Here is a 2073-nt window from a genome sequence, read left to right as displayed (position 1 = left end):
CCTCAAGGGGGAGGAGGCGAAAGAGCCGATGTCGCAAACCTTCCTGCCCGATGATGCTGCCACGGCCGAACTTGGTGCCAGTCTTGCACGGGAACTGGTGGCCGGGGATATTGTCTTGCTCGAGGGCGATCTCGGCGCCGGCAAGACGGCACTGGCGCGGGCCATCATCCGCAGCCTGGCGGGCGATCCGGCGCTCGAAGTGCCCTCGCCCACCTTTGCGCTGGTGCAGCCTTACGATACCCCCGCCGGACCGGTGCTGCATGCCGATCTCTACCGGCTGGGCGATCCGCGCGAGGTGGATGAGCTGGGGCTGCTGGACAATCCCCAGGCCATCGTGCTGGTCGAATGGGCGGCGCGGGCGCCCGAAATCGTCGCGGCGGCGACCGTCGTGGTCGCGCTGGCCATTCCGCCCGGCGGCGCGGGGCGGCTGGTCTCGGTCACCCGCCTGACCTAGAGCCGCTCCAGCGTCGCCCCATCCTCGCGGCTGCGGAAGAAGGCGCGCAGCGCGCGGTCGAATAGCGGCTCGGCCGGATCAGCACGGTGGAACAGCGTCATCGACGAGTGGAATTTCAGATCATCGGGGCTCCCGAAAATCTGGTTGAGGCTGCGCGGCGTCGGCCCGCCGGGGGCATGCAGCAGCACGGCCTGGGTGCATTCGCGCAGGCGTCCGCCCAGGATGGGATGGGCCAGATAGGCCTCGGCCTCGGCCAGATCCTCGATGGCGAAATGGCGGGCGACGGCGGTGCGGCCCAGCCCCGCAATCTGCGGAAAGATGAACCACATCCAGTGCGTCCGCTTCTGCCCGGCGCGCAATTCGTGCAGCACCTGCGGATAGACCACGTTCTGCGCCTCGAGGAACCTGGCGACGAAACTGCCGCCGCCAAAGCTGCGCCGGGGCGCCGGTTCGCCGGGCTGGAGGGAGGGTTGCTGCGCCATGGCTTCGCCCCTCAATGCTGCCGGCGCTTGTGATGTTCGCTTTCCTGGTTGGCGCCGCGCTTGATGGAGCGATCGCCATGGGAAATCTCGAACTCGCCGGCCGGCTGCTCGGCATCGGCGCGCGCCTCGGCGAGCGACTTCTGATGCGGATCGACTTCGACGCCAGCGGTCTTCTCGCGCCCCTCGATCACGGCCTTCTGCTGTGCGCGGGTGCGACGGCCCTGCATGGTCTTTTCGGTGCCGCGCGGTTCGGTATTGCTCTGCTGGGCCATGATGATCTCCTCCTGGTTGATCATTTCAAACGATTGGGGCAGGCGTGGGGTTTCTCCATTTGTGATCGTAATTCCTGAGTGCGGGTCGGCTCCTTCAGGTGCCCCGCACTATGGTGCCGGTCAGCGCCACCGCGTCGGCCAGCGTGTTGGAAATGGTACCGTACTTGCGCACATTGGTGTGCAGCAGTTCGAGGCGCCGGTCGGTCTCATCGGTGTCGATGGTCAGCACATAGCTGATGGTGATGAGCTTGGGCGGCGCATCCTGCCGCTCGGCATGCAGTTCCACCCGCACGCCGCTGAACGCGAAATGCAGCATCGGCGCCGCCCGCTCGACCCCCTTGATCATGCAGGCGGCCAGAGCCGCCAGCAGCAGCTCCACCGGATTGAATGCGTCAGGTCGCCCGGCCAGCGAGGTATCGAGCACCAGGCTCGCCTGGCGCACCCCGGCATGACTGCCCTGGGCGTCGTCTCTGATCGCGCTGATGGCATAGGTGAGCATGACGGTCTCCGGCTTGGTCGGCGGCCAGTATAGCGCAACGGGGGGTGATGGTCTTGATCGAGCGCAAAATGGGGCGCAGTCGTCTGCACGTGCAGAAACCCCGCCTGAGGCGCAAGAGCGCCCGGCCCGGAGGCGCAAGAGCGCCCGGCCCGGAGGCGCAAGAGCGCCCCGGGGGAACACGATGCGAAGCGGCTTTCGCCCCGACGGCTTGCGCCGCCTGTTTGAGTTATTGAAGAGGCGAAAGCCGCTTCACACGACTGGGGTTTTGGGCAGGTTCGGGCCAGGTACGCTGTGTCGCAAGCGCAGCTGCCGGGTTTCCCCTGCCTGGACCAGGCGACCCCGATCCACCCATCTCCCCGCCCGATG

General features: G+C 67.1%; 4 protein-coding genes. 1 reads left to right on the top strand and 3 read right to left on the bottom strand.

What is annotated here, in order from left to right; genetic code table 11:
• A partial coding sequence (gene tsaE, locus IH615_RS05765) for a tRNA (adenosine(37)-N6)-threonylcarbamoyltransferase complex ATPase subunit type 1 TsaE (protein ID WP_291360566.1) occupies positions 1-454 on the top strand: 454 nt, incomplete at its 5' end.
• Here the strand turns inward: tsaE and IH615_RS05760 are convergent.
• The 3 genes from IH615_RS05760 to IH615_RS05750 all read right to left on the bottom strand — a co-directional run bounded on the left by IH615_RS05760 (position 451) and on the right by IH615_RS05750 (position 1707).
• Entirely contained in the window at positions 451-936 is a 486-nt protein-coding gene (locus tag IH615_RS05760; protein ID WP_291360564.1) for a DUF1810 domain-containing protein, read from the bottom strand. The two genes, tsaE and IH615_RS05760, sit on opposite strands and share 4 nt — an antisense overlap.
• 11 nt (positions 937-947) lie before the next feature.
• Entirely contained in the window at positions 948-1208 is a 261-nt protein-coding gene (locus tag IH615_RS05755; protein WP_291360562.1) for a hypothetical protein, read from the bottom strand.
• Positions 1209-1302: 94 nt separating this feature from the next.
• Entirely contained in the window at positions 1303-1707 is a 405-nt protein-coding gene (locus tag IH615_RS05750; RefSeq protein ID WP_291360560.1) for an OsmC family protein, read from the bottom strand.
• Positions 1708-2073 lie beyond the last annotated feature (366 nt).

The sequence above is a fragment of the Devosia sp. genome, assembly GCF_014860165.1.
Lineage (GTDB): Bacteria > Pseudomonadota > Alphaproteobacteria > Rhizobiales > Devosiaceae > Devosia.
Note: the sequence above shows the minus strand (reverse complement) of the source record. Positions and strands in the feature narration are given on the sequence as shown.